The sequence below is a fragment of the Lysinibacillus sp. YS11 genome (genome assembly GCF_002896375.1).
Classification (GTDB): domain Bacteria; phylum Bacillota; class Bacilli; order Bacillales_A; family Planococcaceae; genus Lysinibacillus; species Lysinibacillus capsici.
Genome location: NZ_CP026007.1, coordinates 2979313 through 3004330, shown reverse-complemented (window position 1 = coordinate 3004330; position 25018 = coordinate 2979313). Strand labels below are relative to the sequence as shown.

The following is a 25018-nucleotide window of genomic DNA, read 5'->3' as shown; positions in this document are numbered from 1 at the left end:
AGGAATAGACGCCAAATTTTGACGTGACGGTTTTAGGTTAACTTCTTCTTGTAGGCACAAAAGGATCTAGAAGTATTTGATCATTTTTATTTTTGAGCTGTCCAAAATTATTTTGGGCAGCTCTCTTTGCATGGATAGTTCTTTTAAGAAAGGAGGGGGATTATGCTTCATAAATGGGAGGGGATTGTATTAAAGGTTCGCGCTTATGGGGAATCTAATAAGATTGTTATTTTGCTAACTCGGGAAGCTGGTAAAGTGGCTACGATGGCTAGAGGGGCAAAAAAACCTTCTAGTAGATTGGCTTCCATCACGCAACCCTTTACCTACGGGATGTTTATGGTACAACATCATACAGGCATGGGAACTTTGCAACAGGGAGAACATTTAAATTCAATGCGACATATTCGTGAGGATATTATGGCTACTGCTTATGCTAGCTATATTATGGAATTAGTGGAGCGAGTTGTGGAAGAAGGAAAGCCAGAGCCATTTGCGTTCGATGTTTTACTACATGCACTACAAGCAATTGAGGATGGCTATGATCCTGAAGCTATTACGCTATTTGTTGAATGGAAAATGTTGCCCTATACAGGTGTACAACCTATTTTACATGCCTGTGCTGCGTGTGGCGCAGTAGATGGGGAATTCGCTTTTTCCTTTGCTCAAGGAGGATTCTTATGCCATCGCTGTTATCAGCATGACCCCTATATCATTCGCTTAACGCCAACACAGCTGAAACTTATCAGGATGTTCTACACTGTTCCTATCGACCAAATTGGAAAAATAGAACTAAAAAAAGAAACAAAATATTTCATTAAAAAAATTATAACAACCATCTATGAAGAACAAACCGGTATTCGGTTTAAGACGAGAAAATTTATAGAGCAACTAGAACGTACCCCTGAACTGCAAATACGCTCGAAAGACAAAATGCCAGATGAATCATAATGTTCATCTGGCATTTCACGTTATTTAAAATTCATCCTCATCCTCTGTCACTAAAAAGGCCCAGTGTCCAGCAATTTTTTTACTTTCAATATAAAGGTATGCTGTTTCATTGTTTTTACCTGTTAAATGGAGAATCGCTAGACCTTCAGCTTTTGGCGTAATATGTAGTTGCCCGTCAAGAATTGTCGCTTTTACAGGCACTGGTTCAAAACCAAAGCTTTCGAGTGCTACATGTGTTGGTTCGAAAGGTAATTCTTGCGCTGTCAGTATTAATTCATCTGTCAAATGATATAAATCAATGCTGCGAACAAAATCATAGGAATACACATCTGCGGCCATCTTTTGTTGTTGCGTCCCATCTGAAAATGTAACAATGTATTGTCCATTTTGCGAGATGGAAAGTGTTTGATCTTGTTGATTAAAGTTATAGAAATTTGAAGCGAGTGGCTGTCCATTCGCGTTTTGAACCGTCACCTCTGTTGGTATGAATGGTAATTTGCTCTCAGACAAATCGAGTGGTAAATTTTCGATATAATCATCTTCTTTTACTTCTTCAAGTGTTACCTTCAGCTTACCATTTACATTTTTGACATGTACTAAATAAAAAATGTCAATAAAGTCCTCTGAATCATCAGTCAATCCAGTAATCACTAATTTACCCGTACCTTCTTTTATAGGGGTAATCGTGATAGACTCTGTCATATCTTCCTCTTCATTCCATGTGAAAATATCCTCTGCTGGCTCAAGACCACCATAAGAAGCAAAAATATAGTCCTGTTTAAATTGACTTGCATAGACGGTTGCATTGCCTAGCAACTTTTCAGCTCGTACAACAAAAGCAGCCAGCTGAGAGCGCTTTACATTGCTTTTTGGGCCGAAAGTCGTTGCAGATGTTCCTTTGGTAATCCCATTTGCAAACAATGCTCTAATATGAGGCTCAAATTCATTCCCCTTTTTAACGTCTGTAAATGGTAATTGCGTGTTACTCGTACTTATTAATCCAAAGCCTTTCGCAATCATTTTAGACATTTGCTCGCGAGTTATATTTTGAGTAGGGTAGAAATAACCATTTGCACCATTAATAATGCCAGCATTTGCTAATGCTGCAATGGCTCCGTAGTTTTCATCGCCAGGTTTGATGTCTTTGAATTGGGGATTTTTTACGTGAACTGTATCTAACTTTAAAATACCTGCTAAAATCTTCGCAGCCTGTGTACGTGTAATAGGATTAGCGGGTTTAAATGTCCCATCCATATAGCCTGAAATAATGCCACGCTCTGCTAATTGAATAATAGCCTTACCTTCTTCATTGGTTGGGTTGATATCAGGAAAAAATGATGCTGCGTGTGCGGGTGGTGCGATAATAATCGCACTTGTTGCTAAAGCAGAAGCCATAGCTAGTTGAAATAAACGTTGAGACTGCAATTAAATTCCTCCAAAAAGTACAATAGAAAATTTTATAGTATATATATTTCTGGTCAGACCTTCCTATGTATCAGTTCAAACTTCCGGACGAATGAATGTTAAAAGGTGATGTGTCTTTAGCCTGTCAATTATTCATTATTTAACAGCTAATACTAACTATAATAACTTATTTATACCAAAAAGATGGAACAACGCATAGAGGGAATTTCATCCATATCATGACTGTTCGGTAATCGATTATACCTTATGTAAAAAGGGGGAGCTAAAACTAATTAACTTGCATAGCGCAGAACTCGCTTCATTTTATCTTTTAAATAAAAAGAAATACCTTTGATTTTATAGGAGGATGCAACTAGATTACCTTTCTTTTTAATGAATAAATTTCAATTTTTACAAAATAAAATTTTTGCGTAAATTTAATTTTATTTGTTATTTTTCTGTCTTTAAATGAATAATATGAAGTCTTATTTATCTATATTTTTATTTATCTATATATTTATAAGTATTTTAATAGGTAAAAAGATTTGTATTTTTGTTTAGTTTTCATTATATAAGTGGTAGAAACTGTTCATTCGAGACCCATATACTAGTTGAAAAGGCATTTTAACCTATGATATTGTAAATGGTATAGATAATGGTAATTATATTTTTTAAATATAATTAAGTCGTTTAATCTCCATCGAAACTGATGTACGCTAGATCACTTTAGACATGCCTATGAAATATAAAAGCCTCTATCAGCAAAACGTATTGTTATACGTTTATCAGAATAGCGCAGTCCTATGGAAGAAGGAGGGAGTCACATAGTGCTTAGTACATTGCGTATGTGGCAAAATATATGCTACGAAAAGTAACCTTAAGTATTCATGAAGTTGAAGCAAATGATATATTAGCAGAAGATATTTTTTCAGAGTATCGTTTATTGGCTAAAAAGGATTTAGTTTTAACGGAGCGAATTATTGCCTTACTTAAACTTCGTAAAGTAGATGAATTATCTGTCTATTTGCCATCTAATTCAGTTCGAGTTGTACATGATTTAAGTGCTCAACGAACAAGAGAATATGAAGATCTATTTGCCCCATTAATTGAAAAAAGAGATCCTGTGGATGATTATAAAGAGACAGTTAGTCAGCTTTTTATGACAACGTTGGAGAATGTCGTGCACGAATTACGCTATGGACAAATTCTTAAAAGCATACAGGATACGGCTTATGTAAGAGGTGTTTTTGAAAAGATTTTGGAAAAAAAACATCGCTATGAGCTACTTATGCGTTTAAAGGAATGGGACGAGTATTCATTTGTCCATTCATTTGATGTGTTTGTATTAGGTACAATTTTTGCTAGATACCTAGGTTTAACAGATATTGAAACATTAGCTAGGGGCTACCTGTTCCATGATATCGGGAAGGTTTTTATACCCCAAGAAATATTAAATCTGAAACGTAAACTCTCTGAAGATGAGTTCGATATTGTAAAGACGCACACAACAAAAGGCTACGAGCTACTCATGGAACATAACGAGGAAGACATTGCCTATTTGGCACGAGATCATCATGAACGCTTTGCGGGAAAGGGCTATCCAAATCAACTTTGTGCGGATGATATGAGTGAGGGTGTACAATTATTACAAATTGTTGATGTATATTCAGCGATGACATCCAAGAGAGTCTATCATGTTGGCTATGGTGCTACAGATGCTTTAGCTGTCTTATACAGAGATCGACATTTATATAATGAGAGCTTTATGCATAAATTTGTAGAATGTTTAGGGATTTATCCAGTAAACTCTGTTGTTATGTTATCCGATAATCGCAGTGCACAAGTAGAACTTGTTTATGATTTATTTCCAACATTACCAAAAGTAAGATTGTTAGATGAGCAAAAATCAATGAATCTTCCTTTGAACTATAGTGTGAGAATTACGAAAATGATCGACTATCGAGCGAATAGCTTTGAAGAGATTTTCAACTTATTTGTAGAGCAATTAATCCGCTGTGACGAAAATAATCTGAGAATTCATTTTAATAAATTAATTGACCATTTACATCCTAAAGAAATTGTCTTAAAAATTTTTCTGCCAGCCTTTCGTATTTTACGTTTACTAACAAGGGAAATCCAAACGGATATGACAAAGTATCGCAATTCTATTGGTATTTTAAAAACGCTACTAGAGGAGCAATTAAACGTTTTATATATGGATTATCAACATGAGCAAACGACCATATTAGTTGTGGAGACATCGTTGCGTGAAAATTTCTTCATTAAGCTTGTTCAAAGTATTTTGTATATTGATAAAATTGTGCCATTCTTTATAAACCCAGGTGATGATCAACGTATTACACAATTGATGGAACATTGTGATGTTAATGTCGCTTACTTTATTGAAGATGAACTAACTTTTGACAAACGGGTTCGTCCAATGCGAGAAGGTACATTCCTTTATTACTCACTAGCGGATATTGAGGAGCTATTAGTGAGCTTAATAGGTTTGAGCATGAAAAAGTTTTCATTCGAGGAAAAAATGCAAGAGCGCTTATTTTCAACATTTAAAGCATAAGAAAGAGGGAGTTGCCTGCTGGCTACCCCCTCTTTTTTAAGTGATTAGAATTGTAGGTGTTTTTCAATATATGCTTTTACTTCAGCAATAGGCATACGAACTTGTGTCATAGAGTCACGATGACGTACTGTTACTTGGCCATCCTCTTTTGAATCAAAATCATATGTGATACAGAATGGTGTACCAATTTCATCTTGACGACGGTAACGTTTACCAATTGATTGTGATTCATCAAAATCAACAGGGAAGGCTTTACGCAGTTCAGCCCAAACATCTGTAGCTTCATCAGATAATTTTTTAGAAAGTGGTAGCACAGCAGCTTTAAATGGAGCCAGAGCAGGGTGGAAACGTAAAACCGTACGTTTATCATCACCTTCTAGTTCCTCTTCATCATAGGCATCACACAGGAAAGCTAATGTTACACGATCAGCGCCTAATGATGGTTCAATACAATAAGGAACATAACGTTCATTTGATACAGGATCAATGTAAGTGAAATCTTCACCAGAGTGCTCCATATGTTGTTTTAAGTCGTAATCTGTACGATCTGCTACACCCCAAAGCTCTCCCCAGCCAAATGGGAATTTGAATTCGATATCTGTTGTAGCGTTAGAGTAGTGAGATAGCTCATCATCCTCATGGTCACGAAGGCGCATCGAATCTTCTTTCATGCCTAGGTTTAGTAACCAATTTTTACAGAATTCTTTCCAATATGCATGCCATTCAAGGTCTTCACCAGGTTTACAGAAGAATTCAAGCTCCATTTGTTCGAATTCACGTGTACGGAATGTGAAGTTACCCGGTGTAATTTCGTTACGGAAAGATTTACCGATTTGTGCGATACCAAATGGTGTACGTTTACGCATAGAACGTTGAACGTTTTTAAAGTTCACGAAAATACCTTGTGCCGTTTCTGGGCGTAAATAAATTTCATTTGTAGAGGATTCCGTTACACCTTGGAATGTTTTAAACATGAGGTTGAATTGGCGAATATCTGTGAAATCTGCCTTTCCGCAATCAGGGCATACTACGTCATATTTAATCATTGTTTCTTTCATTTGGTCGAATGTCATACCATCAACAATGATTTCATCGCCTTTCGCTAATGCAGCGTCTTCGATAATTTTATCTGCACGGTGGCGGGCCTTACATGATTTACAGTCGATCATTGGGTCATTGAAGTTTCCTACGTGACCAGAAGCAACCCAAGCTTTTGGGTTCATCAAAATAGCAGCATCAATACCTACATTGTATTCAGATTCCTGAACAAACTTTTGCCACCATGCTTTTTTAATATTATTTTTTAATTCGACACCTAGTGGACCATAATCCCATGTGTTTGCTAAACCTCCGTAGATTTCAGAACCAGGGAAGACAAAGCCTCGATGCTTCGCTAAAGATACGATGGTTTCCATTGATTTGTTAGCCATAAAATAGCCTCCTTTAAATTTTTAATACGTTGTTTTAGCGGTAAAAACGCCATAGTTTTTTCATTCAGTTGCAACTAAATGAAAATAGCACCCGTCTCCGGGCACATTGTATGCCCAGGGACGAGTGCTAATACCCGCGGTTCCACCCTGATTGTTTTAAACGAGTAGTTTAAAACCTCTTTTCAAAAAGTTAGCTCAGGGAGTGCCTTTTCTCTGTTGCTGTGTAGACTTTCACCATCTTCTACTCGCTATAGAATGGAACAGATACTTTTTTCCCATCATCGCCTGTATAACGCAATTTGCTCGAAAATACTGATAGAGCAAGCGTATGTGTCAATATTGTAGCATGTAGTTCTTTAATTCGCAATAATTATTAAAATAGTATATAATAATTGAGCATAAGTATAACACTATTAGATTTGAGGCGGTGAGTCCAATCGAACTCAATAAACGTCAGGAAGACATATTACAAATTGTGAAAGAAAATGGCCCTATTACGGGGGAACATATTGCCGAACGTCTCAATCTGACAAGAGCAACTCTAAGACCGGATTTAGCAATCCTAACAATGGCAGGATTTCTGGATGCAAGACCAAGGGTTGGTTATTTTTATTCAGGTAAGAAGGCATCTGTTACATTAATAGATAGTATTCACAATTTAAAAGTGAAGGATTTTCATTCAGGGCCAGTAGTTGTCCCTGAAACAATGACGGTTTATGATGCAATTTGCTTTATGTTTTCAGAAGATGTTGGTACACTCTTTGTCGTAGATAAGAATGAGTTTTTGACAGGCGTACTATCTCGCAAAGATTTACTGCGTACAAGTATTGGCACGCAGGATTTAAATAAAATTCCAGTACATATTATTATGACGCGTATGCCAAATATTTCGTACTGTGAAAGATCAGATTCTTTAATTGTTGCAGCGAACAAACTTATTGAACGTGAGGTTGATTCACTACCAGTAGTTGAACCGCAAGAGGGTGGTTTAACGATTGTTGGTCGTCTTACAAAAACAACGATTACACGGGCTTTCTTATCTCTTGCACAAAATGTCTAAATGAAGGAGAGCTGCATGAAAAGACTACGCGTATTTGTTGTATCTGATTCTGTCGGTGAAACTGGTGATCAAGTTGCAAAAGCGGTTATTAGCCAGTTCCGACCGGGTCTTGAAAATACTGTGATTCGTCGATTTCCACATATTCAATCAGAGGAGCTTATCCGTAAAATTGTTTTTCTTGCTTCGCAACAGCGAGCGTTTATTGTTTATACACTTGTTCGCCAAGAAATGCGTAAATTATTACATGATTTATGTGAACAAGAAAAAATTCAGGCTGTGGATATCTTAGGGCCAGCCTTACAATCAATGGCAGCTTTTATGGAAGAAAATCCATTAGAAACGCCTGGTATTGTTCATCTGCTGGATGATGATTATTTCAAAAAAATTGAAGCGATTGAATTTGCGGTAAAATATGATGATGGTAGAGATCCAAGAGGATTATTACAGGCTGATATTGTACTAGTTGGTGTATCACGAACTTCTAAAACACCACTATCACAATATTTAGCCCATAAAAAATATAAAGTGGCGAATGTACCTTTAGTGCCAGAGGTAGAACCACCAGAAGAGCTATTACAGATAGACCCTAAAAAATGCTTTGGATTGATTATTTCCCCTGAGAAGTTAAACTCAATTCGGAAAGAAAGATTAATGTCTCTCGGCTTGAATGATGATGCTATCTATGCACAGCATGAAAGAATTCTTGATGAGATTCAGCATTTTGAAAAAATTGTCGGTAGAATAGGTTGTCAAGTTATCGATGTGACAAATAAAGCTGTTGAAGAGACAGCAAATACGATTATCGAACATATTTTGACCTGTAAATAAGGATAGAATTTTAAACCACCTCGGTTAGCAGAGGCGGTTTTTTTGAGTGGATTTTGAAAATGGTATAGATAAAAACTAATTTTTGTTTTATAATAATAAAATTGTGGTAAAAATATTTATAAGAGAAAAATCCTAATTTTTTGTCGAGAAATAAAGGAATTTTAAAACGAATAGCGAATTGTGTTTCTAGAACGCAAATATTAAAGATGGTGATGGATTTGGCAGGGAAGATTCCAGAAGAAGTAATTGAGCAGATTCGCACACAATCAGATATCGTTGATGTTATTAGTGAATACATGCAGCTTACTAAGCGTGGGCGAAATTGGTTTGGTCTCTGTCCATTTCATGGAGAGCAAACACCGTCTTTTTCTGTATCTACAGACAAGCAAATTTTTCATTGCTTTGGTTGTGGTGCAGGGGGCAATGCCATTACTTTTGTAATGGATATTGAAGGCATTTCTTTTCCTGATGCAGTTGTGAAACTTGGGGAACGTGTTGGCATACACTTAGATGTTGAGCCAAGTTTCCCTGGAGGAACGAAAAAGATATCTAAAGCGGAAGAAAGGATGAAAGAAGCACACGCTTTTGCAGCAGATTTTTTTCATCATTTACTGTTGAATACAGAAGATGGTGAAGAACCTTTAAATTATTTGCTAGAAAGAGGATTTACAAGGGAACTTATCGAATCTAATAACATTGGTTGGTCTCTCCCAAGCTTTGATGCATTAACAATATTGCTTGAAAGAAAAGGTTATAACTTACAAGAAATTGCCGAAAGTGGCTTAATCATCAAAAGAGAGGGAGAAGAGCGTTATTTTGATCGTTTTAGAGGACGTATCATGTTTCCTATTCGAGATGAGAATGGTAAAATTATTGCCTTCTCAGGACGTATCCTTTCATCCAATGGTGAGGAAGCAAAATATTTAAATAGTCCAGAATCACCAATTTTCCAAAAAAGTGAAGTGCTGTATAACCTAGATAAAGCACGAACTTCTATCAGAAAAAATCGTCAAGTAGTATTGATGGAAGGATTTATGGACGTTTTAGCAGCCAACTCTGTAGGTGTCATGAATGTTGTTGCGACAATGGGTACTTCGTTAACAAATCAGCATATCACAAAGCTAAAGCGCTTAGTAGAGCAAATTACGATTTGCTATGATGGTGATAATGCTGGATTTGATGCAGCGAAACGAGCGGCGCAGCTACTGCATACAGAGCGAATGAAAGTTGATATTGCCGTGTTGCCAGAAAAATTAGATCCTGATGAATACATTCACACTTTAGGTGGACAAGCATTTAAGGAACAAATTTTGGAAAAACCTCATGCGTATATTGCTTTTATGATGATGCATGCTAGACGCAATAAGAACTTTCAATTTGAAAATGATACGCTTCAATATATTCAAGAAGTTCTTGAGCAGCTAGTGGGAAGATCTTCACCAGTTGAACGAGATTTGTATATACGACAGCTATCAAATGAAACAAACATCTCGGAAGAAGCCATTTATGCCCAATTCCGAAAACTGGAGGCTAATCAGGTACGTTCTGCTAAAGTAGAAATGCCTACACAGATACCTTCAATGCCAGTCACGCAACAACAAAAGCCTATGGACGCAGCCGAACGTGCCGAACGTTTATTACTGGCTCATATGCTTCATAATATAGATGTAGTGGACAGGGTATTACGTAGTGAGCAAAAAGAGCCATTTGTACGAGATGCCTATATGGCAGTTTTTGTTCGCTTAGTTGGATTTTATGAGGAGTATGGTCATCCTGATTATCAACGTTTTGTGGAAATTTTGGATGACGCTGAATTACGAAAAATTGTCATGGAAGCGGCTTTAGTTGAGCGAGATCCAGATCAAGCAGAGGCAGAGGTTATGGACTCTATCCGTCAGCTTCAAAAATATAGAATTGAGCAAGAAATTTATCAAAAGATGCATGAGTCAAAGGAAGCGGAGAAGATGCATGAGTATGCACGTGCACTTGAAATCGCCCAACAGATTATTCATTTAAGAAAATCGTTATCGGCGATTTAACCCGATTCGGTTGTTTAGAAGGAGGAAGGTTTATGGCGGACAAGTCAGAACGTTCAAAAGAGATAGAAGTAGAAATTACATTAGATGATGCAAAAAAATTCCTACAAGAAAAAGCAAAAACAGAGGGTGAAATTTCAATGAAAGAAATTTCAGAGAAACTAACACCTTATGAATTGGAAAACGAAGAAATTTTCCATTTTGCTGAGGATCTTGAAAAGCATAAAGATATTCAAATCATTGGAAAAGAAGAATTTGAAGAAGAAAGTCTAATGAAAGAAGAAGCGAACGAAGAAACTTTCGACTTAAATGATTTGAGTGTGCCACCAGGTGTTAAAATCAATGACCCTGTACGTATGTATTTAAAAGAAATCGGCCGAGTAGATTTATTATCTGCTGAGCAAGAAATTGCACTTGCTGAACGTATTGAGCAAGGGGACGAGGAAGCGCGTAAACGCCTTGCGGAAGCGAACTTACGTCTAGTTGTATCGATTGCAAAACGCTATGTTGGTCGTGGAATGCTATTCCTTGATTTAATTCAAGAAGGAAATATGGGTCTTATTAAGGCTGTTGAAAAATTTGATTATCGTAAAGGATTTAAGTTCTCGACTTACGCTACATGGTGGATTCGTCAGGCGATTACACGCGCAATCGCTGACCAAGCGCGTACGATTCGTATTCCTGTTCATATGGTCGAAACCATTAATAAATTAATACGTGTACAACGTCAACTTTTACAAGATTTAGGTCGTGAGCCTTCTCCAGAGGAAATTGGAGAAGAAATGGATTTAACACCTGAAAAAGTACGTGAAATTTTAAAAATTGCACAAGAACCAGTATCTCTTGAAACACCAATTGGAGAAGAAGATGATTCCCATTTAGGAGACTTTATCGAGGATTCAGAAGCACAATCTCCTTCCGACCATGCAGCCTATGAACTGTTAAAAGAACAATTAGAAGATGTACTAGATACGTTAACAGACCGTGAGGAAAACGTACTTCGTTTACGTTTTGGGTTAGACGATGGTCGCACACGTACATTAGAAGAGGTTGGGAAAGTCTTTGGCGTAACGCGTGAACGTATTCGTCAAATCGAGGCGAAAGCACTAAGAAAATTACGCCATCCTTCTCGTAGTAAACGTTTAAAAGACTTCTTAGAATAAAATTTAAAATAGCTGGAGCTATCCAAGTAGTGAGAAAATGACTAATTGGTATAGCTCCTTTTTTATAGAATTGAAAAGTCAACAAAAAAGAAATTAGCCCTGCTATTCACCTATCGATGCTATGCAATCATAGATAATTAGAATGAGGGAAATGCTAGATTTGCGACTTTATACAGATGTGTTTTCAAATAGTGTGAGATAAAATTGTAATACAACCATTATTAAGCAATGTTTGGAGCTAACACTATGACAAATCCTCGCAAAAAAATAATCCTTAATGAAATTTTGTTTTGGAAGCAAAATAAACTTTTACCTGAGCACTATTGTGACTTTTTAGCAGCTCTTTATACGGAGGGGGCTGACATAGAGGAGTTAGAACCAGTGCAACATCCTAAACAAGCGGTCTTGCCATCAGAAAAAAGAAAAATGATCCTATTGGTAGTGGGTCTATGTATCGCCATAATGGCTGTTTTGGCACTCTATTTTACAATGCAATCTTTAACATTGATTTTTACAGTAATCGTGGGAGTAGGTGCATGCATCTTATTTATTGCTGCGTGGCAAATGGCTCGAAAAAAACATCTACTAGCTCCCATTTTTCATGTACTAGCGGCCATCCTGTTATTTAGTATGTCGATCCGAATTTGTACTACATATTTTAGTGGAAATAATACGGTTTTATTTTGCTTGATTGCAGCAAATTGTGTTATTTGGCTTTTGTCAGGTATTAAAATGAAACTTCTATATTTCACAGTCTCAGGTGCTTTAGGATTAATAGCACTAGTTGGGTACTATATCATAAATTTATCCTGATTTAGCAAATGGTATTTCTATCGATGTACAAGGAACTCCATCTACTAAATCAGGTTAGAAACTTAATTGAACTTTAGTGTTTATATAAAACCATAATTTGTGACAATTTATCTATAATAGGGTCAGTATCATGTTAAAGTTTTTACCTCAGAAGATTCAAAATCTGTACGCTAATTAAAAACGTACAGATTTTTTAATTTTGGGTATATCAATGAGTGAAAAGGGTATGATAACAGCATAAATATAATGAAAAAGAAATTGTATAAAAGGATAAATTTGACCAATTTTGGATGTTGGCAAGACATATTTTATCCAATAGATACAGAAATGTCGAATTTGTTACAAACAAAGGAAAACTTAGCGAATAGGGCTTTTCGTTTCTTTGTTAATGAAGTACAATATTAGATGTTGACTGATTCTATATTATAATAGAAGTAGACTTAAAATGAGGAGGGGAAACTTATGAAAAACAATCCAGTCGTTCCTTACATCTTAATTCTGGCATTTGGTATTGGTCTTATTTTCTTCATGTCTTTACAAGGTGCAGATAACAAGAAAGAAATTGCTGCTGAACATGAGGGTGGTGGCGAAACTACTACAGAAACAACAGATGCAGAAGCTGATGGTTCAGCACTAGTACAATCTTGTATCGGTTGTCATGGTGGTGACTTAACTGGTAGTATGGGTCCAAATCTACATGGCTTAGATGAAGCACATATCGTAGAAGTTTTAACAAAGGGTATCGAAGGTACTCCAATGCAACCAAACATGAAAACTGAAGAGGAAGCAAAAGCAATCGCTGAATACATTTCTACTTTAGAATAGTAAAACTGACAAGTAGCTGTACTGAAATAGTACAGCTACTTTTTAGATTTAAAGCATGAAGATGGGGTTGTCCACATAGAAATGTGAGACAACTCCATTTGTTTTTTTTCACGACATCATCCATACTATTAATGGACTCTATTGAAGATAGGCGGTATAAAAATGAACGCACAAAAACTTTCAAAGCGATTAGAAGCAGTAGCGAAATTTGTTCCTACAGGAGCAGTCATGGCGGATATTGGTAGTGACCATGCCTATCTACCATGCTATTTAATTCACAAAGGGACTGCCTCATATGCCATAGCAGGGGAAGTTGTAAAAGGACCTTATGAATCGGCGGTAGGACAAGTACAGAAGGAAAACTTAACTGAAAAAATTACAGTACGCCTTGCAGACGGTTTAGCAGCGATAGAAGAAGCTGACCATGTGGATACGGTGACAATAGCTGGCATGGGTGGACCATTAATTGTTTCCATTCTAGAGAAGCATCCAGAAAAGCTTCAAGGTGTCACACGTCTAATCCTACAACCGAATATTCACGCCAAGGTTATCCGTGAGTGGGCTTTAGCACATCAATGGGCGATTCTTGATGAAGAGATTTTAGAGGAAGATGATAAAATCTATGAAATCCTTGTGTTACAAAGAGGGCAAATGGAGCTCTCTACAGCCGAGATTTTGTTTGGACCTAAGCTAAGCCTGCGTAAATCACCAGCATTTACGAAAAAATGGTTGCGTGAAAAAGACAATTGGCAACGTGTACTACAATCCATTGAAGGAGCAGAACAAACACCTGAAATTGAAGAAAAGCGTGCAGAGTTAACGGCTCTGATACATTTAGTAGAAGGAGTTTTGTAAGATGAAAACGGTAAATGGCCAAGAAGTTATTCAAGTGTTCGAAGCATGGTCACCCAAAAAACTAGCTTGTATGGACAATGATCCAATTGGACTAGCGATAGGGACCCTCAACAAACCTGTAAGTAAAGTTTTGGTGACGTTAGATGTCACTGAAGCCGTGGCAAATGAGGCAATAGAAAAAGGCTGTGAGCTGATTATCGCACATCATCCACCAATCTTTAGACGCCTAGCGAATATCCGCACAGATCATCCAGCAGGGCGCTTATATGAAAAGCTCATTAAACACGATATTGCTGTATATGCCGCTCATACAAATTTAGATGTAGCCGAAGGTGGGGTAAATGATTTATTAGCAGATGCCCTACAGCTAAAAAACCGTTCAATATTAGAAGAAACGTATGCTGAGAATTTGTTGAAGCTGGCAGTCTTTATACCAACTGCTAATGCACAAGCATTACGTGAGGCGCTTGCAAAAGCTGGGGCGGGTCGTATTGGCGACTATGAAGCATGTAGTTATACAACGACTGGAGAAGGTCGGTTCCGTGCATTAGCAGGAGCTAATCCGTTCGTTGGCTCTGTTAGTGAATTACATGTGGAGGAAGAAGTAAAGGTAGAAGTTGTTTTTCCTGAATCCATTAAAGGCCGCGTGTTAAAGGCCATGCTTACTAGCCATCCTTATGAGGAGCCTGCCTATGATGTGATACGTCTTGAGCAGCAAACAAATGTGATGGGATTAGGGCGTGTAGGTTACTTAACAAAGGACATGACGTTACAACAATTTGCTGAATTCGTTAAACAGCAACTAGATGTGCCAGCTGTGCGTGTAGTGGGTGATTTACAATCGAAGGTCAGCAAGGTTGCGCTTGTTGGTGGAGATGGTAATAAATATATCTATGCGGCAAAACGTGCAGGAGCTGATGTTTTCTTAACAGGCGATATGTACTTCCATACAGCTCAGGACGCACAAGCCATTGATCTGCAAATAGTAGATCCTGGTCATCATGTAGAAAAGGTAATGATTGCAGGAGTAGCAAAAAAAATGGCTGAACTATGTGAGGATAAAAAATACTTGGTTGAATTCATCCAATCAACGATCCATACAGAACCATTTTTATTTGTATAAGTGAGGGAACTAATATGGCTAATGAAAGACCAGCTGGTAATAAAGCAGGCAAGCTATGGATCATGATTGGTTTATTCATCGTTGTTTTTGGTATTGGTATGACGGTGATGACCAATATGGTCAATGATAAGAAAATCGATGCAATGACACAGCAATGTGAAGATGATGGTGGACAAGCAATTGTAGCAAAGGAGAAAAACTTTTTATCCACTAGCTACTCATTTGAATGTAAACAATGAGATGGGGCTGAACGCTAGCAGTACTAGTGTTTCAGCCTTTTTGAATGCAAGGAATCTATGAACAGTGATAAGATGTAGATAAAATTGATTAACAGAAGTGGAGAGAGTTGTCTTGTTTATTCGTTTATCTAAAGATCAGCAGGAAATGATTCTTGCTGATATTCAACGTTTTTTTTATAATCAGCGTGATGAAGACATTAGTGAATTTGAAGCTGAACGTATGTTAGATTTTATCAAGGAGCATATTGCCCCCTATATTTATAATGCTGCCTTGTCAGATGCCAAGTATGTTGTGGAAAGACAATACGCCTCTATTGAAGAGGAATTAGAGGCATTGGAGCAGCCCATTAAAACAAAATAATCCTCTTTATCCCTCTAGATTAAATATTTGACAGGAAAGAATGGTTGATGATACCTTAATCTTGAATTAGAGATAATTCAATTCTAACTATTCAGAGCTAATTAACGGGTGATGAATAAAGGGATATTTTTCTGACCAAAATGGTTACGAGTGGCGAACACGTACGATAAACCGTGATGGAGTCACAAGAATGGATGATAAGAGGAGGCGTCATATGTTAAAAATCGGTATTATTTTAGGAAGTACGCGAGAAGGTCGTGTAAGCCCACAAGTTGGAGCTTGGGTAAAGGAAGTTGCGGAAAAACGTCGTGATGCGGAATATGAAATAATTGATATCGCTGAATTTAAATTACCATTTTTAGGGGAACCAGGTGGAGATACTTCTGGGGTAGCTGCATGGTCAGAAAAAGTAGCAGCTTGTGACGGCTTTGTCTTTATTGTTGCTGAGTACAATCACTCCATTACAGGTGCATTAAAAAATGCATTAGATTATTTACGAGTTGAATGGAACAATAAAGCTGCTGGTATCGTCTCTTATGGTTCTGTTGGAGGTGCGCGTGCAGCAGAGCATCTACGAGGAATTCTTGGAGAATTGCTAGTTGCAGATGTTCGAGTACATCCAGCATTATCATTATTTACTGATTTTGAAAACGGCTCTGTCTTTAAACCAAAAGAGGTGCAAGCAGATTCAGTTCATCAAATGTTAGATCAGCTTGTGCCATGGTCAACTGCTTTGAAAACAATTCGATCCTAAACTTAAAGCTTTGATTCAGACGGCCGCTTTCAGAAAGCGGTCGTTTTTTGATGAGGTAAAATCCATTAATGTTTGATTTCTTCAAGGACTTTTTCCTTTAAATCATTCTCCATCGAAGATAGTTTTACTGTATTGGTGAGGCGCTCTTTTAGTTCTTTATCTGTCATAATGCCACGTTCCTCTAAGATTTGTACAAGCAGATTTAATGTCAGTATATTTTTAATATCCGCTGCTTTTGATGCCATTTAAAACCCTCCATAATGATAGAATTACTACTTCTTAAGTGTACTACTTTTTGAGAAGCATGACACAGAAAGGACAAAACAAAGCAAATTTATTTCGCGTCCCGGAATATATAGGGAAAAATAAGCGATACAAATTCCATTATGAAAAGTGGAGATACTGTAGGGACACTGCATTTTAATATGAAAAGTATGTGCTGTTTCAAACTAGAAAAGCGAATATTGTAGTAAAAGGGGACATACCTTCCTATCAGGAGGGATTCAATGGGTAAACGGTTTGGGCTTGTCATCGGACTGTTGGTAGTCATTATATCTATGTTGGTCCTATTTGATAGATTTGCAGGAGAGAAAAGGTCAGAAGCAAATAAAGAGGCTCAATCGCTTATAACAAATGAAGAGTTGAGTCTGGCTCGATTGAAGGATAAGCTACTTGAAAAGTATGTCGGCATTGACGTTAAAACGACGGAAGAAAAGGAATTAGTAATCCAAGTTGTAGGCGGAGAAGACTATTTCCAGTCAATTAAAAAAGATATGGAATCCATAGCAAAAAATGCTTTAAAAACGTCTCCCTTAAAGGACTATCCCATAGTTTTTGAAAGATGGGAGTTTACCTCCTTGCTTGATAACAACAAGATAATGGGGGATGATATGAACCTTTTGATGGAAGATTTAATTGCGGGCTTAGAAGCTTTTGACGTATATGAATATTTAGTTATTGAAAATCGAACAACCATTACCATACAAACAACGATAAAGGGCGCTACGCATGAGGCACTTGAGTTAGCTTTAAGGATGGAAGAAGCCATCAAGAAGATTGTACAAGCAAAAGCATCACAAAATGCTTCCTATGTTATTAACATATTAAATGCCCAACGAGAAAAAATAAATTAGCTGTGTAGAAAAATAACATAGGATTAAGGCATCGAGATTTTAATGCTCGATGCCTTTGACATGTTTAAAGCAGCTATGTAGTTATTGCAAAGAGAGCTTGATAAAGAGTTGCTAGGAGTGCAACAAAGCGCATATCATCCGCATGGAAAAGCTTAAACTGTATACCTATCTGTACTAGCTCAGTCTCAATAGAGCTTGCACTCGCAATCTTTTCATCATTGCAATATAAATAAGCAGTAGAGGTAAAATCCTTTTCAAAACGAAATTCTAAATCGTCCATTGTAAATGAATAAGAGGATTCTAATAATTGCACTGTTTTCCGTTGAATGGGTATCAAGCTGCCATCAGGCATAACAATTTGATGGCTGACTCCTTTTGTTAACAGGGTAGATTGTACTTGAAAAAGTGGTGCACCTAAAGTAGTTCGTGTCTCATAACGGTACGGTAATGTTTGCTGTGCAGCTACCAGCAAGACAGCATTCAGTACTTTACCAGCAGAGGTACGCTCCATTTTTTGAAGTACACATACTGTTTCGTTGTGTTCATTCACGATTGGAATATCAGTGAAGCTTTTAAAGCCCTTCGGATAGGTAAGTGTAAAAGTTGTCATAAAGAAACCTCCAGTCATTATTTATACGAGTAGGTAGTCGATGAGGTTTCAAGAAACTAGCTCTACGGTGTTTTTTATCTACTTGCCTCTTTATAAATAAAAGAACAGGCTGCTGAAGTAGCAAATTATTTCCGCTTTCAGCAGCCTGTTCATTTTATGACATTTGGGTATGACCGGATAGAGCACGCTTTTCCTGCTCTGTATCAAATTCTTTTTCCATTTTTGACACGACCACTGTAGCTACACCATTACCAATTAGATTTGTAACTGCACGTGCTTCTGACATGAAACGATCTACGCCGATTAAAAGGGCAATCCCCTCTACTGGGATCATCGGGAAGGCTGCTAATGTTGCTGCAAGTGTAATAAAGCCAGAGCCTGTTACACCAGCTGCCCCTTTAGAAGTAAGCATTAAGATGGCTAATAACGTAATTTGATGCCAAACATCTAAATCCACACCATAGGCTTGCGCAATAAAGATAGCAGCCATTGATAAGTAAATGGATGTTCCATCTAAGTTAAATGAATAGCCTGTAGGAATCACCAGCCCAACCACTTGCTTTGAACAACCATAGTTTTCAAGCTTACGCATCATGGAAGGTAATGCAGATTCAGATGAAGATGTTCCGATAACGATAAAGATTTCATCTTTAATGTACTTGATAAATTTAAAAATACTAAAGCCAAAGTAATGGGTAATCAATCCAATGATCACAACAATAAAAATGAACATTGTAATGTAAACAGATAGCATTAAAAATCCTAAGTTTCCTAATGATTTAAGTCCAAAATTTCCGATTGTATAACTCATGGCACCAAACGCACCAATAGGAGAAATTTTCATCACCATGTTAACGATTTTAAAGAAAATATCTGCAACTTGCTCGAAAAATTTAATAACAGGTTTAGCTGGTTCTCCAATCGCCGCCGCAGCTAGTCCAAATAAAACAGCTGAGAACAAGACTGGTAATAATTCACCATTTGCTAAAGCACCAACTACATTTTCAGGAATAATTTGCATAATAAATGCTCCTAAACCATGCTCTGCAGCCGCCGCGTCTGTATATTGTGAAACATCAGCACCGCTTGCTGCATCTGTATTAAAACCTTTACCTGGTTGAACAATATTGACAACGATTAAGCCAATTGCAAGGGCAAAAGTTGAAACAATTTCAAAATAAATTAAAGCTTTTCCACCAATTTTACCAACCTTTTTGACATCCCCCATGCTACCAATGCCGATTACGACTGTTAAGAAGATAATTGGTGCTATTAACATTTTAATAAGTTTAATAAATATATCCGCCAAGATTTTGAGCTTTGCCCCGAATTCTGGGAATGTTGCTCCGACGATAATCCCTAGTACAATGGCAATCAATACTTGTACTGTTAAGTTTTTAAAATTTATCCGCATATAGTTCTCCCCCTACAACATCTATGAATATTGTGTGAACGCTTTCATGTGGTTATCATAGCTGAAATTTTCCGACAATAGTGTTTATGACCGTAATGGTTGTATTGTTCATTTTGTTCATTCTGAGAGAAAGGGGTATTAAGGCTAGTAATATCAAGGGTTTTAAGCTGTTTTATAGTAGTTGTGAGATTCGTGAATCTATTATAATACAATAGAAAAATCCTTACGTTTTGTAAGGATTTTTCATTAATGAACAAAAGTATTAGGGATCAACGATTTTTTCAATCTCTGCTAAGATTTGATCGTTTTGAATATGGGCTCTATAAAAATCATAAACAGGTGCAAGTTGTTCCTTAAAGCGCTGTCTTTCTTGGGGACTCATTGTATACACATCAAAATCATCTAGCTGTTTCAGCTTGTCCATATCTTGTTCATTCATAAGTTCAGCCTGCTCAAATTGCCAATCGGTTGTTTCTTTCATAGCATCCAACAACTGATGCTGAATTTTGATAGGTAGAGAATTCCAAAAGGTTTCATTCATTAACACAGCATAGCCTAAAATCCCATGCTGAGTGATAGTCATATGCTTTTGTACTTTGTAAAAACCCTTTGAATAGATATTAGAAGCGGTATTTTCTTGTGCGTCTATTGCATGCTTCTCTAAATCCGAAAAGACCTCACTAAAAGAAATAGGTATAGGTGTTGCTTTGACCACTTCAAATTGCTTTTCTAATGTTTTACTTGGCATCGTACGCACTCGTAAGCCCTGTAAATCTTCAAAGTTATGAATAGGCTGCTCAACAGAGGTTAGATGCTTAAACCCATTGTACCAAAAGCCAAGCCCTTTAATATGGAACGGCTCTAGCTCATTAACCAATTGTTCACCAATAGAACCCGTTAGGACTTCCTTTACTTCCTCATTTGTATTAAACAGAAAGGGTAAATCAAGCACCTGCCAATTAGGAACATAAGCTGTCATTTTAGAAAAAGTAGGGATGATCATTTCCACTTCTCCCTTTTGCAATGCCTGAAATTCATTTTCATCATTAAATAAAGAGGAGTTGGAGTAGACATGTACTTTGACCTTCCCGTTTGTTTTTTCTTCTACTAGCTCAGCAAATTTGTTGGCAGCTTGGCCTTTAGGGGTATTTTCAGCGACGACATGACTTAAATGAATTGTTATCTGTGTGTCTAAACCCTTTTGCTCATCATCATAGGGAAGTGGCTTGGCGAATAGTAATCCTTGTTGAACACTGATAGTGAGGATTAACACAAGCACAGTTATAATCGTACCAATAATAAATTTTTTCATTGTATACACCCAATTAATTCGTATTTTCTGATGTTTTTGTTATTCTAACATATGGAGTAAGCTAAAATATAGTAGGAGGGAGGCGGTCAGTTGAAATTTCAGAAGTTATCCATGCAAAGAAAAATTATGTCTCTGACTTTTTTTATTCTCATGCTTTCCTTTAGCATTGGCGGTACTTTTTTGTTAGGTTTTGTCATGAATGAGCAAAAGACCAAACTAAGTGATCAAGCACTCCTTGTAGCAAAAACCGTCTCTCAGCTTCCTGAAATAAAAACATATATTGCTAGTGAAAATTACTATGATGCCGTACAGCATATTAATCCTGTTGTAGAGGAAATCCGTGATATCAATGGGGCAAAATATATTGTTGTTCTTGATATGCAACGACGAAAATATTCCCATCCTAATAGCCAGGAACTTGGTCGAATATCTCAATCTGGAGATTTAAACGCCGCTTTTTCAGAGCATTACTATACGTCGATTGCACGTGGAGAACACGGTAATATGGTTCGTGCGTTTGTTCCGATTATGAACCATGAAGGACAACAAATAGGTGTTACAGTAGTAGGGTACAGTGTTCTTACGGTAGTGGAGTTACTGCAAACAATGCAAACCGAACTAATGGTTACTGTTCTATTATCGTTACTATTTAGTGTATGGGGAGCACGAACATTGGGGCTTCATATGAAAAAGCAAATGTTTGGGTTAGAGCCGCATGAAATTGCCAAAATGTATGTAGAACGTACAGAAACGTTTAATGCCATGCACGAAGGCATCATTGCTATCGATAATGATTTGACCATTACGATTTTTAATGAAAAGGCCTGTGATATCTTAGGCGTTTATGAAAAACCCTCTACATTGATTGGACAGAAAATCTTTCATGTCTTGCCAGATACACGACTTCCTGAAATTTTAGAGCTGGATCAGCCGTTATTTAATCGTGAGCTGTATATTAATAATCATAGTATTATGAGTAATCGAATTCCGATACAGGTTAATGGAGAAACTGTTGGGGCAGTGGCCATGTTTAAAGACCGTACGGAAGTGAAAAAGCTTGCCGAAGAATTAACAGGCGTTAGAGCATTTGTCCAAGCCCTTCGTGTACAAACACATGAACATAAAAATAAACTGCATACGATAGCGGGTCTTTTACAGCTAGGTCATCATGAACAGGCACTTTCTTACTTAACACAAGTGAAGGAAGAGCATGATGAAATCACTAACTTTTTAAACGAACGAATAAAAAATGAAAATATTTCTGGGCTATTGCTCAGTAAAATTTCCTATGCGAAGGAACAAGGAATTCGATTGGAAATTGACCGTGAAAGCCGATTTACATCATTTCCAGCTAATTTGGATCATCATGATTTCGTCATTCTCTTTGGTAATTTGATAGAAAATGCGTTTGATGCATTAAAGGATGTACAGGTCGAGGAGAAGGTGATTCATGTTTCTGTGGATGAAGATGATGACGTATTAGCCATATTAGTAACCGATAATGGTGTTGGCATGACGGAAGAGGTCAAGCAGCACATTTTTGATAATGGTTATTCTACAAAAGAGAAAAACTACCGTGGAATAGGGTTATTTTTAATAAAGGAAATTGTCGAAAAAGGGCAGGGTGACATCGAAGTCATCAGTGAGCCTAACAAAGGAACAAGTTTTTTAATCACCTTTTATTATTCATAATGGATGGAGGGCTAGCAGTGGCACAGATTAGAGTATTATTAATTGAGGATGATCCAATGGTACGAGAGGTAAATCGTCAATTTATTGAAAAGGTAGAGCATTTTCAAGTGGTTGGACAGGCACCTAATGGGTTAGAAGGCATTACGCAAATTTGTCAACTGAAGCCTGATTTAGTTTTTATGGATATTTTTATGCCAGAGCAAGATGGTATTACAAGCTTACGCAAAATACGTGAGCTCGATCTACCAGTAGATGTTATTACCGTGACGGCCGCAAATGATATGGAGACAGTGAAACAGATACTGCATCTAGGTGTTTTTGATTATATTATGAAGCCTTTTTCTTTTGAACGTGTTAAAGGGACACTTGACAATTATTTACGCTTTAACAAGCAAACTCAAACAGAACGAGAGCTCACACAGGGAGAATTAGATCAGTTATTTCATTATCGTGATGGACAAACCATGTTGGATCAATCTGTTACATTGAAATCCGAAAAAAATCTCCCAAAAGGTTTTAATCGTACAACACTTGAAAAAGTTGTGCACTTTTTACAATCGGTGGATGGTGCCTCAGCGGAAGAAGTAGCCAGTGGAATTGGCATTGCCCGCGTAACAGCTAGAAGATATTTAGATTACCTTGAAAAACAAGAGGAAATCACAATGGATGTCCATTATGGTGGCATTGGTCGTCCTATAAACTATTACTTTAGTAAATAAAGAAAATCCTGATTGTCATAATAACAATCAGGATTTTTTGTGATTAACTAATAGGGCATGATTTTATCAACAGGTGTTGGTGTCTTAATCTTTGGCAGAATTTTATCTAGTGTTACTGTACGCTTAATCTCGTGTGTAGATGGATCATTTTCATCAAATTGATCAAGGAAGTTAATAACCTCTTTTACAATTGGTGTTGGCGTAGAAGCACCTGCTGTTACAGCAACGATGTTGATACCTTTTAACCATTCTACTTTTAGCTCTGAAACATCTGCAATTCGATAGGATGGTGTTCCTGCAATTTCTACAGAAACTTGTGTTAAGCGGTTCGAGTTATTGGATTTAGGATCACCTACAACAATAAGTAAATCCGCTTCACCTGCTTGCTGTGCAACAGCCTCTTGACGTACTTGTGTAGCTAAACAGATCTCTTTGTGTACCTCAATATGTGGGAATTTTTCTTTTAAACTATCCATTAAATGGGCGACATCCCATTGGCTCATTGTCGTTTGATTTGTGACAAGTAATTTATCATTCGTTAATTGTAAAGCATCAATATCGTTAGAAGACTGTACTAAGTGGACATGATCTGGGGCAACGCCAATAGCACCCTCTGGTTCGGGATGTCCTTTTTTACCAATATAAATAATGTCATAGCCTTCTGCTGATTTTTCACGAATTAAATCGTGGGTAACTGTTACATCAGGACATGTAGCATCAATGGACACTAAGCCTTTTCGCTTCGCAATCTCACGAATTTCCGGTGAAACACCATGTGCTGTAAAAATGACAGTACCTGTTTCAACTTGTTCAATAATTTCTAGGCGGTTATCACCATCTAACGTGATGATCCCATCCTCTTCAAACGCATCTGTGACGTGTTTATTATGCACAATCATCCCTAAGATGTAGATAGGTCTTGGTAATGTTTTATCAAGTGCGGCGTTACGAGCGATCACCATCGCATCCACAACACCGTAGCAATAGCCACGTGGATTAATTTTTAATACTTGCATGGTGGTTGTGACTCCTTTCAAGCTTACCTATCTACATTATAACGGACAGTGACAGTGAATACAAAGAAACGTTCATTTACATTGGTGGTTGGAAAATACGTGGTTTAGATGGAAGTGGCTCGGGAGGCGTAAATGATGCACTTTGCCTAGATGACCGTCTACTTCCAGCAGCCTTACTATCGCTTCCTGCTGCTTCTGTTGCTCCACCGCCAGCGGAAGGAAGTCCTTGGAATCCTTTATACAATTTTAAAAGTGATGGAATATTTTTCACCATCGGCATAGCTTGTTGGATATAAGGGGTATAGGTTTTGGCTGTATTAAATAAACTGTTGGCTTGCTGTAAAAATGAACCGACTTTCGAAGCTTCTTGCACAGGTGGCATCGGCATTTGCCCTCCAAATGAACCTATTCCATTAGCCATTGGAAAGCCGCCTGGAATTCGTGGTTGAACAGGGAAGCCTCCAGGCGGGAAAAAGGACTGTGGCGACATCTGTGGAGGTGTTTGCATGGGCATGGGCATTCTCATGCCACCCGGATACATTGGGTATGGATAAGGTGGTCGAAATACCATAATGATCTCCTTTCTACTTGTTTTTCATTGATGACATACCTGACTATAGCTATGATATGCAAAGGCTAATAGGAGGGTTCAATAAAGCTACATAAAAGCAAAATGTAATATGGAATTTGTAAAGTAGAAGTCCA

The 25018-nt window shown here is 37.4% G+C and carries 24 protein-coding genes; 16 read left to right on the top strand and 8 right to left on the bottom strand.

Going from position 1 to position 25018, the window contains the following annotated elements; genetic code table 11:
* The first annotated feature begins 162 nt into the window (after window positions 1–162).
* The gene (gene recO, locus LBYS11_RS14910) at window positions 163–948 is read left to right on the top strand and encodes a DNA repair protein RecO (RefSeq protein ID WP_048392194.1); all 786 of its coding nucleotides are present in this window, start codon (window positions 163–165) and stop codon (window positions 946–948) included.
* A gap of 24 nt (window positions 949–972) precedes the next feature.
* Here recO and LBYS11_RS14905 read toward each other — a convergent pair whose 3' ends face one another.
* Window positions 973–2373 carry an S-layer homology domain-containing protein gene (locus LBYS11_RS14905; protein WP_103118451.1) on the bottom strand — a complete coding sequence of 467 codons (1401 nt, stop codon included), beginning with the start codon at window positions 2371–2373 and terminating at the stop codon, window positions 973–975.
* Between the two features lie 826 nt (window positions 2374–3199).
* Between LBYS11_RS14905 and LBYS11_RS14900 the strand changes: the two genes are divergently transcribed.
* On the top strand, window positions 3200–4930 hold the full coding sequence (locus LBYS11_RS14900; RefSeq protein ID WP_233732089.1) for an HD-GYP domain-containing protein: 1731 nt from the start codon (window positions 3200–3202) through the stop codon (window positions 4928–4930).
* Between the two features lie 44 nt (window positions 4931–4974).
* Here LBYS11_RS14900 and LBYS11_RS14895 read toward each other — a convergent pair whose 3' ends face one another.
* On the bottom strand, window positions 4975–6360 hold the full coding sequence (locus LBYS11_RS14895) for a glycine--tRNA ligase (protein WP_004227145.1): 1386 nt from the start codon (window positions 6358–6360) through the stop codon (window positions 4975–4977).
* 427 nt (window positions 6361–6787) lie between these two features.
* Between LBYS11_RS14895 and LBYS11_RS14890 the strand changes: the two genes are divergently transcribed.
* The 11 genes from LBYS11_RS14890 (at window position 6788) to LBYS11_RS14840 (ending at window position 16417) form a co-directional block, all read left to right on the top strand.
* Window positions 6788–7420, top strand: coding sequence for a transcriptional regulator CcpN (locus LBYS11_RS14890; protein WP_004227151.1), 633 nt, complete (start codon window positions 6788–6790; stop codon window positions 7418–7420).
* Between the two features lie 15 nt (window positions 7421–7435).
* Window positions 7436–8248 carry a pyruvate, water dikinase regulatory protein gene (locus LBYS11_RS14885; protein ID WP_004227157.1) on the top strand — a complete coding sequence of 271 codons (813 nt, stop codon included), beginning with the start codon at window positions 7436–7438 and terminating at the stop codon, window positions 8246–8248.
* Window positions 8249–8454: 206 nt separating this feature from the next.
* On the top strand, window positions 8455–10287 hold the full coding sequence (dnaG, locus tag LBYS11_RS14880; protein ID WP_081011013.1) for a DNA primase: 1833 nt from the start codon (window positions 8455–8457) through the stop codon (window positions 10285–10287).
* 32 nt (window positions 10288–10319) lie between these two features.
* Window positions 10320–11447 (top strand): RNA polymerase sigma factor RpoD, encoded by a 1128-nt coding sequence (gene rpoD / locus LBYS11_RS14875; RefSeq protein ID WP_004227165.1) that lies wholly within the window; start codon window positions 10320–10322, stop codon window positions 11445–11447.
* 246 nt (window positions 11448–11693) lie between these two features.
* Window positions 11694–12260, top strand: coding sequence for a hypothetical protein (locus tag LBYS11_RS14870; protein WP_004227167.1), 567 nt, complete (start codon window positions 11694–11696; stop codon window positions 12258–12260).
* 462 nt (window positions 12261–12722) lie between these two features.
* Window positions 12723–13085 carry a cytochrome c550 gene (gene cccA / locus LBYS11_RS14865; RefSeq protein ID WP_016993532.1) on the top strand — a complete coding sequence of 121 codons (363 nt, stop codon included), beginning with the start codon at window positions 12723–12725 and terminating at the stop codon, window positions 13083–13085.
* A gap of 162 nt (window positions 13086–13247) precedes the next feature.
* Window positions 13248–13940: a tRNA (adenine(22)-N(1))-methyltransferase gene (locus LBYS11_RS14860; protein WP_048392198.1), complete on the top strand. Its 693-nt coding sequence runs from the start codon at window positions 13248–13250 to the stop codon at window positions 13938–13940.
* A gap of 1 nt (window position 13941) precedes the next feature.
* Window positions 13942–15063 carry a Nif3-like dinuclear metal center hexameric protein gene (locus tag LBYS11_RS14855; protein ID WP_054550102.1) on the top strand — a complete coding sequence of 374 codons (1122 nt, stop codon included), beginning with the start codon at window positions 13942–13944 and terminating at the stop codon, window positions 15061–15063.
* Window positions 15064–15077: 14 nt separating this feature from the next.
* A complete protein-coding gene (locus LBYS11_RS14850; RefSeq protein ID WP_048392200.1) occupies window positions 15078–15302 on the top strand; it encodes a hypothetical protein in 225 nt (74 codons plus the stop codon).
* A gap of 112 nt (window positions 15303–15414) precedes the next feature.
* The gene (locus LBYS11_RS14845; protein WP_048392201.1) at window positions 15415–15663 is read left to right on the top strand and encodes a DUF2164 domain-containing protein; all 249 of its coding nucleotides are present in this window, start codon (window positions 15415–15417) and stop codon (window positions 15661–15663) included.
* Between the two features lie 214 nt (window positions 15664–15877).
* Entirely contained in the window at window positions 15878–16417 is a 540-nt protein-coding gene (locus tag LBYS11_RS14840; protein WP_048392202.1) for an NADPH-dependent FMN reductase, read from the top strand.
* 65 nt (window positions 16418–16482) lie between these two features.
* On the opposite strand, the gene LBYS11_RS14835 is transcribed toward LBYS11_RS14840, so the two are convergent.
* Window positions 16483–16662 (bottom strand): hypothetical protein, encoded by a 180-nt coding sequence (locus LBYS11_RS14835; protein WP_054550103.1) that lies wholly within the window; start codon window positions 16660–16662, stop codon window positions 16483–16485.
* A gap of 261 nt (window positions 16663–16923) precedes the next feature.
* Here LBYS11_RS14835 and LBYS11_RS14830 point away from each other — a divergent pair, with 261 nt between their 5' ends.
* Complete coding sequence (locus tag LBYS11_RS14830; RefSeq protein ID WP_048392204.1) at window positions 16924–17550, top strand: hypothetical protein; 627 nt, start codon at window positions 16924–16926, stop codon at window positions 17548–17550.
* Window positions 17551–17623: 73 nt separating this feature from the next.
* Here the strand turns inward: LBYS11_RS14830 and LBYS11_RS14825 are convergent, their stop codons facing one another.
* The 3 genes from LBYS11_RS14825 to LBYS11_RS14815 all read right to left on the bottom strand — a co-directional run bounded on the left by LBYS11_RS14825 (window position 17624) and on the right by LBYS11_RS14815 (window position 20886).
* Window positions 17624–18160, bottom strand: coding sequence for a tubby C-terminal domain-like protein (locus LBYS11_RS14825; RefSeq protein WP_103118450.1), 537 nt, complete (start codon window positions 18158–18160; stop codon window positions 17624–17626).
* Between the two features lie 154 nt (window positions 18161–18314).
* Entirely contained in the window at window positions 18315–19574 is a 1260-nt protein-coding gene (locus LBYS11_RS14820) for a dicarboxylate/amino acid:cation symporter (protein WP_048392206.1), read from the bottom strand.
* 262 nt (window positions 19575–19836) lie between these two features.
* Entirely contained in the window at window positions 19837–20886 is a 1050-nt protein-coding gene (locus tag LBYS11_RS14815; protein WP_048392207.1) for a TRAP transporter substrate-binding protein, read from the bottom strand.
* A 150-nt stretch (window positions 20887–21036) separates the two neighbouring features.
* Between LBYS11_RS14815 and LBYS11_RS14810 the strand changes: the two genes are divergently transcribed.
* Together LBYS11_RS14810 and LBYS11_RS14805 are read left to right on the top strand one after the other, a co-directional pair.
* Window positions 21037–22578, top strand: coding sequence for an ATP-binding protein (locus tag LBYS11_RS14810; RefSeq protein WP_167444839.1), 1542 nt, complete (start codon window positions 21037–21039; stop codon window positions 22576–22578).
* A gap of 17 nt (window positions 22579–22595) precedes the next feature.
* Window positions 22596–23297, top strand: coding sequence for a response regulator (locus LBYS11_RS14805; protein ID WP_016993520.1), 702 nt, complete (start codon window positions 22596–22598; stop codon window positions 23295–23297).
* Between the two features lie 47 nt (window positions 23298–23344).
* Here LBYS11_RS14805 and LBYS11_RS14800 read toward each other — a convergent pair whose 3' ends face one another.
* Complete coding sequence (locus tag LBYS11_RS14800) at window positions 23345–24313, bottom strand: 4-hydroxy-3-methylbut-2-enyl diphosphate reductase (protein WP_048392210.1); 969 nt, start codon at window positions 24311–24313, stop codon at window positions 23345–23347.
* 76 nt (window positions 24314–24389) lie between these two features.
* Window positions 24390–24884 (bottom strand): VrrA/YqfQ family protein, encoded by a 495-nt coding sequence (gene vrrA, locus LBYS11_RS14795; RefSeq protein ID WP_004227219.1) that lies wholly within the window; start codon window positions 24882–24884, stop codon window positions 24390–24392.
* Between the last annotated feature and the right edge of the window lie 134 nt (window positions 24885–25018).